A 6,804-nucleotide genomic window follows, 5' to 3' on the forward strand; every position below is an offset into this window, starting at 1 on the left:
ATAAAAAAAACGACACGCTATGAAGAAAGTGAACAAGATGAATTTTCTTTTAGAAGAAACAAGCAAGTGGCTATTATCATTAGGACTCATTATCTCAATGGGAGCCTGCAGTGACAACGATTCTGACGAGAATGTGCCTAATCCAGGACATACTCCACTGACAGATGTTCAAGTAGTGCCACGCAATCCTTACCTGGCATCCGAACATTATAGTATCACGCATTTCAATTCAGCACAGACCGACGCTTTCCCTTATGCAGTGAAGGATGGTATATTCACCGTGAATCCGGAGAATTGTGCTTCTACCTGGAGCGGACCTGTCAACCTGATGACACTTTCCTCTACCTCACCAGATTACATGTGGGGTATGAGCAGCGACCGCGTATCCTATATCAACGTAAAAGACGGAAAGTTTGAGCGCATTGCCGAAGCGGAACTTCCAGACATCAAGAAGCATACCAAGGAAGAGTTAGAAAAACTGACTGCCGACTATTCATCACTGAATGACTTGACCCAAGCGGCAACAGACATCCTGGGACAGATGCCACAGATGTCGATGGCGAACGGATGCTACGTTTTGTGCGACAAGGACAATTATGTATATATCAATGCTGGAAGAAAGCTGTCTCGATATCGTCTCAAGAACGCCTCCAAGCCTGAGGAAGGAATCATGTTGGACAACACGATAAACCTGGCTTCCAACATAGCCAATTCACGCACCCTTGTAGGAGTATCCATGACATATGATGGTCATCTGATTGTTGCGGCTCAACGTTGCCTGTTGATGCTAGACCGTGGCTTGACAACCATTGAGGATACCTATATCCTGCCTACAGACCAGATATTGACCAATTCCGTCTCAGTGGACGAAAACTCTGTCTATGTGGCGAGCAACAGCACCGAGCCTAACGGCAAGGGATTGATGCAGCGCATTATCTGCAAGAATGGCAAGTTCTCTACAGATGTTTCCGAAGGTGCTTGGCAAGCTTCTTATGATGGAGGTCCTGCTGCTCCTTGCATTAAATTGGGCTATGGTACTGGCTCCACTCCTACCTTGATGGGATTTGGTAGCGACGAAGACAAACTCGTTGTCATCACCGATGGCAGCAAACGCATGAAGTTAGCAGCATTCTGGCGAGACGAGATTCCTACAGATGCCAAGGTCATTGAAGAAGGCAACCCTAGATTGGCGGGAGTGTTTGAAGTATCATGCGGACTTCCTGTCTCTACTGAGTGGGTGCAGTCAGAACAGTCGGTAGTAGTAGGCGGCTATGAGGCTTTCGTTGTAAACAATATCAAGGAAACTACCGAAAAAGCTACAGACAAGATTATCGGTGTATTGGCGATTGGTCCTCTCTTGGAAGGTCCAAAAGGCGTGGAGTGTGTACGTTGGAATGTAAAGGACAACAAATGGGAGGCTCTTTGGAGTCGCTCTGACATAAGTTCTATAAGTATGATTCCTGCTGTTAGCACAGCTTCTGACATGGTCTTCGTTAATGGTTGGTACGATAATGCAGGTTGGGAGATTACAGGTTTGGATTGGGCAACAGGCAAGACACGCCACCAAGTGAATCTGGGTAAGAGTAATCGTGGCAATGGCGCATATGCCATCTTGCAGTACTTCCCGAATGGTGACTTATTGTTTAATTCGGTGGCAGGACCTTTCCGTGCCCCATTAAAGTAAATATGACTATGAGTAAAATCTGGAACTTAAGTTTATTGTGCCTGGGCGCACTGGTCTTGATCATTCAGACAGCTTGCAGCGATAATGACAGCGATTCCCGAGAAGTTCCACAAGTCGTTCCAACAGCTCAGTGGAGCCAGACGATGGCAGGAAATGGTGAGACATTGGGAGCTTATCCCGATCTCTACAGCAACTATTGGGAATTTACTTATCGCCAGGATGAGAACTCTGATAAAATAATCTGCATCAAGGGACAATACCCTTACTGCAGATACATGAGTTTCTCATTCTACAATGACGAGACAGGAGATGTCATCGGCGGTTTGGACGATATCAACATTCATGCAGATGCTGGTTCTACCAATCCATTCAAAAAGACTATATCGGGCAAAAACTACTATACCCTCTATGTGGTATCTGACGATGTTAGTCAAAAAGTACTGGACAAGTTGAAAGGCGCCAATATCTACAAGGTAGATTCCAAAGTCAAGAAGGTGATGATATGTCATCGCCAATACCTTGGTACAAAGGAAGATGGCAAGACCGATGACGAGTTTGGTGGAGTATCATTGCCTGAAATCACGGCATTGGACACAGAAAACTTCAAGAATGTAGTTCCACCTGCACATGTGGAATCGAATGTCTATAAGATTACATCGAAAGTTTTCTCACAGAAGTCGGATGAGAACAACCAAGTGCCATTTTTCCTGGCACCAGTGAGCAGGTATTACCCGAACAATTCCACCTCTTATCTCTATGCTCGCACCCATCTGCAGAAGGATTCCATCTTGGCGTTCTCCTTCTATCCTGTTACTGCACCGACCAAGCCTGAGGAATACGCTACAGCTGATGCCCGATATTGGTCCATCTGTCTAGGTTCTGCATCCGATACCCGTTCATATTATTCAATATGTGACCGTGATGCAAGATACGAGCCTGGCAAGAAAGCCATGTTCTTCATCTGCCTGAAAAACAACCCTAAGTTGAAGGAGATTGAGGAAAAGGTGAGAAAGCTCAATGAGGAACAAGGTGGTTTCGTGAACCTCATGGTATGGGACAGCGAGAAGAAAAACATAGACGGAAAGCCTATTGGCGAATATATCGCATTGATGTATCGCAACATCCTGCCTAATCCTGACTGCCCTTATTCTATGGTGAAGATGACACCTACGGCATATAAGGACGAAAAGGGTGAACCTATCGACCATGTCACCGACCCAGAAAATCAGTTGGCACATCTAGCATTGGGGAGATATGGTCCTATTGGCACAAAAATCAGCACCCAGTTATTCCTGGAAGCCCGCATTGATGTCGTACACATGTAATAAACATGATTTACGTCAGGCAGGCAGCACTGCTAGTTTAATTTTTGTAAAAATAGTGACTGTGATTTGCCCATCTTGATAAAAAGTATCAAGAATGGGAATATCTATCGAATTTGCAAGCCCAGACATATTTTATGCCTTGGCTTGCTTTACTTATATAATAGTAGGCATAACATGTGGCATCATCAGATGGTGCCACATGTGCCATCCTTACGACAAACAGGCAGACTTCTTTTATCCTGCTCGCCGGCAAGTGACCTTTTATTTTGCGGCAACTGTCTTGCAGTTCCCATATATATTATGCCCACATGACGCTGACTTGTGGTTTTACGTCCGCTCGTTTGGCATCATCTATTACCCGATGTGTTCAGCCATGATGTTCCATCGTTACTTCCGCCTGGGACATGGTAATCGTAATTGGCTGTCGCGTTTCAAGTTTTCCATATCTATTGGTTTACTCGTCGTGCTAATGCTCCTATCTCTGTTCCATACCGATGACACATTCTCAAGAAACCAGTTGGTATGGGAATGTGTTATGGGTGGCATAAGCCTTCTGCTCACCATGGATTTTGTAATCGAAGGTCGATGGCTCAATCATCAGATAGACAATTACCACACACAGAATTACTCCAATGACAGCGATTTTCCGTATGCTTTTGCCAAGAAGGTGATTTATCAACCCCTGGGATGTTTCTTGTTGATGTGGATAGTTTTTCTTACAGACAGCAGAATGGTAAAAATGATTGTTGACCTACTGCTTGCAGCCTGGATGCTGCTTATCCTATGTATGATATTGCATCCCAACCGCATGATACATTCTGCAGAAGTAAAAGAGAAAATGGAAAAGTTGGAAGCGGAAAGCCTTCAACTGGTACAGAAAGAAAACGAAGAAACTGAAAATCAGGTCATCGCAGAGGACATGGTTGAGGGTGAAAAAGGGACATCAGTGAAAACTGAAAGACAAATTCAGCCAGAGGAGTGGGATACCGTGAGACAAGAAGTGCTTACCATCGTGAGTCGGCGGTATCTGGAACCCAGCCTGAAACGAGTGGAAGTAATAGGCGATGTAAGAAAATCCACACACAGCTTGGCGGGCAAGTTTATCACTGAAATAGGATTCTACCAATTGGTAAATGCCTTCCGCATCCGCCATTACGAGCAACTGATACAAGATGCGCCTGCAGCTATGAGCCAAGAAATGGCCGCCGAGAAATGTGGCTTCAAGAATCGCTGGGCACTCTCCAATGCTCGCAAGCGAATGAAAGATTTCGACTATTCGCTTATCGAGAAATATCTATAAGTAGGATAAGATATTACATAAAAGTTGTAACACTAAAGATGTAATGGCGTATGAAACTAAGTAACAGGAAATTAGCAAATCCTTTCATCTACCAAGGTTATGAAAGTCCCGAGTATTTCTGCGACAGTGAAAATGTGCTTTAAACGTGCGGAATGTGCTTAAAAAAGAAACATTCCGCACGTTTAAAGCACATTTTCTTAGATATCGCTTCATATTTGGGCTATTCCGCATACTCTTTTCTTTACTTTTTATAGCAACAAACGTTAAAAATATACTTTAAACGTGCGGAATGTATCTAAAAAAGATAGATTCCGCACGTTATCTCACTATTTTTTCGTATATTTGCCCCAGAAATATAACTATTTGAACTATGTTAATAGGTAGAAAAGAAGAACTGAAGACACTTCATCAAGCGTTTATTGCTGATGAGTCGAAGTTTGTTGCCATATATGGGCGCAGACGAGTGGGAAAGACTTTCCTGGTAAGGGAGGCCTTCAACAATGACTTTGCCTTTTATCATACAGGATTGGCAAATGAGACCAATCGCATACAATTGGCAGAGTTCAACCGTTCACTCACATCATATAGCAAACAGAAACAGTCGAAGTTAAAAGATTGGTATGATGCTTTTGACAGGTTGGGGCAACTGTTGGCACAATCTACTATCCCCAAGAAAGTAGTGTTCATCGACGAGATGCCATGGATGGATTCTCCACGCTCCAATTTCCTTTCGGCTTTGGAACATTTCTGGAATGGATGGGCTTCCGCCCGCAAGGATATTCTCCTCATCGTTTGTGGCAGTGCTACCTCATGGATTATCAATAAGGTGATTAAAAATCATGGTGGATTGCACAACCGAGTGTCTGTCCGTATTCATCTGAAACCGTTTTGCTTAAGGGAATGCGAACTCTATTCCGAAGAAATGGGACTGCGCTTTAATCGCCGACAGGTTTTGGAAGGCTATATGATCATGGGAGGTGTTCCGTTTTATTGGTCTCAACTGAAACCGGGAATGAGTCTGGCACAGAACATCAACCAGTTATTTTTCTCAGAAGATGGCAATCTTCGTCACGAGTTTGATGACTTATACGACTCTTTGTTCAAACAGCCCAAACCTTATCTCTCGATAGTAGATGCTTTGGCAACCAAGAAAGTCGGAATGACCCGAACAGAAATCTTACAAGCAACCAAGTTGACCGACAATGGCAAGTTGACGGAATACTTAGAGAACTTGGAATACTGCGGATTTATCCGAAAATATAATTGCATCGGAATGAAAGCTAAGAATGCCTTGTTCCAGTTAATGGACAATTACACCTTGTTTTATTATAAGTTTATCAAGGACAGCTATATCAATGATGCACAATATTGGACTAAGATTACTGGCAAACCCGAGTACAACACGTGGTGCGGTTTGGCTTTTGAACGAGTATGCCTGCAGCATGTGGAGCAGATCAAGGCAAAGCTTGGTATTCAAGGCGTTATCACCACGGTTTATTCTTGGAGTGTAACTGGGAGCAAGGAAAAGCCGGGAGCACAGATCGACTTGCTGATAGACAGGAGCGATGATGTCATTAATCTCTGTGAAATCAAATACTCCAAGGCTCCTTTTCAGATAACTAATACGATAGATGCGAGTTTACAAAACAAGCGAGAGCGTTTCATCCAAGAGACTGGCACCGAAAAAGCCGTACATCTTACAATGATTACGACCATGGGCTTATCCGACAATCCTTATGCCTGGGATGTCCAGTCGGTAGTAACAATGGATGACTTGTTTATTCTCTAAACGTCCTAACTATATTAAGCTAGAGGAGATGGCAACGTCTTTGCGTGAATTAAACGATCCTTGGGAATATCTCCACAACTATACGATGGATATGTAGATACAGCCATAGCTTCTCAAAGTTTGTCACTAGGTTCAGCTGCTCTCTGAGCCTAGTGACAAATCCAAGCTAGAAGATTTCTACTTATAAATTCAGTAGATTCCATCTGCAGATTGCAATTCCATAACCACATCATCAACAATATACAAATTTGCCAACAAAGTACATATTCTGCCTATCTTCATCCAAAGCTGTGAATCTCTTAACATGACTTTACATCCTTTCTTGCTAAATCATTTAACGGCTCCGCAGATATTATCATCGGCAATTCCACTATTCGAGTTGCACCATGAAAAACCGTACGCATAATTATTAATTATTTGCTGTTTCCAGACGACGAAGGGCAGTTTGTAAAGCTGCTACAACATAATCTTTACTCTGTGTATGAAGGGCCTCAAGCCTTGTGGTAAGACCATGTATCAGTCCAACCTTTTTCATCCGCAAGTACATTTCCTGTCTACTGCATCCTTCTGCCTTTGCAGTAAGATCGACACACATCGCTGCAAAAGCCAATGCCTGTTGAGTTTCTGCTGTACCCATAATATTTATGTTTTATCACTGCTGTCCCGTTTAGAAATCATCGGGCCTGAAAAGGCTAGGATATAGCCA

At 43.4% G+C, this 6,804-nt stretch carries 5 protein-coding genes; 4 read left to right on the forward strand and 1 reads right to left on the reverse strand.

Annotated features, from left to right (window positions below):
• Positions 1 to 19 precede the first annotated feature (19 nt).
• The 4 genes from F7D73_RS01540 (at position 20) to F7D73_RS01555 (ending at position 6,098) form a co-directional block, all read left to right on the forward strand.
• Entirely contained in the window at positions 20 to 1,684 is a 1,665-nt protein-coding gene (locus F7D73_RS01540; RefSeq protein ID WP_228117599.1) for a hypothetical protein, read from the forward strand.
• A 2-nt stretch (positions 1,685 to 1,686) separates the two neighbouring features.
• On the forward strand, positions 1,687 to 3,009 hold the full coding sequence (locus F7D73_RS01545; RefSeq protein ID WP_194256810.1) for a hypothetical protein: 1,323 nt from the start codon (positions 1,687 to 1,689) through the stop codon (positions 3,007 to 3,009).
• 94 nt (positions 3,010 to 3,103) lie between these two features.
• Entirely contained in the window at positions 3,104 to 4,309 is a 1,206-nt protein-coding gene (locus tag F7D73_RS01550) for a hypothetical protein (protein WP_153121975.1), read from the forward strand.
• A gap of 370 nt (positions 4,310 to 4,679) precedes the next feature.
• Complete coding sequence (locus tag F7D73_RS01555; RefSeq protein ID WP_153121976.1) at positions 4,680 to 6,098, forward strand: AAA family ATPase; 1,419 nt, start codon at positions 4,680 to 4,682, stop codon at positions 6,096 to 6,098.
• A 409-nt stretch (positions 6,099 to 6,507) separates the two neighbouring features.
• Here the strand turns inward: F7D73_RS01555 and F7D73_RS01560 are convergent, their stop codons facing one another.
• On the reverse strand, positions 6,508 to 6,735 hold the full coding sequence (locus tag F7D73_RS01560; protein ID WP_153121977.1) for a DUF3791 domain-containing protein: 228 nt from the start codon (positions 6,733 to 6,735) through the stop codon (positions 6,508 to 6,510).
• Positions 6,736 to 6,804: the final 69 nt, after the last annotated feature.

The sequence above is a fragment of the Segatella copri genome, assembly GCF_009494395.1.
Taxonomy (GTDB): Bacteria; Bacteroidota; Bacteroidia; order Bacteroidales; family Bacteroidaceae; genus Prevotella.

Excerpts from the sequence above, each read along its gene's own strand:
- F7D73_RS01545 (WP_194256810.1), top strand. The coding sequence starts at position 1,687 with ATGACTATGAGTAAAATCTGGAACTTAAGTTTATTGTGCCTGGGCGCA.
- F7D73_RS01540 (WP_228117599.1), top strand. The coding sequence starts at position 20 with ATGAAGAAAGTGAACAAGATGAATTTTCTTTTAGAAGAAACAAGCAAG.
- F7D73_RS01560 (WP_153121977.1), bottom strand. The coding sequence starts at position 6,735 with ATGGGTACAGCAGAAACTCAACAGGCATTGGCTTTTGCAGCGATGTGT.
- F7D73_RS01555 (WP_153121976.1), top strand. The coding sequence starts at position 4,680 with ATGTTAATAGGTAGAAAAGAAGAACTGAAGACACTTCATCAAGCGTTT.
- F7D73_RS01550 (WP_153121975.1), top strand. The coding sequence starts at position 3,104 with ATGGGAATATCTATCGAATTTGCAAGCCCAGACATATTTTATGCCTTG.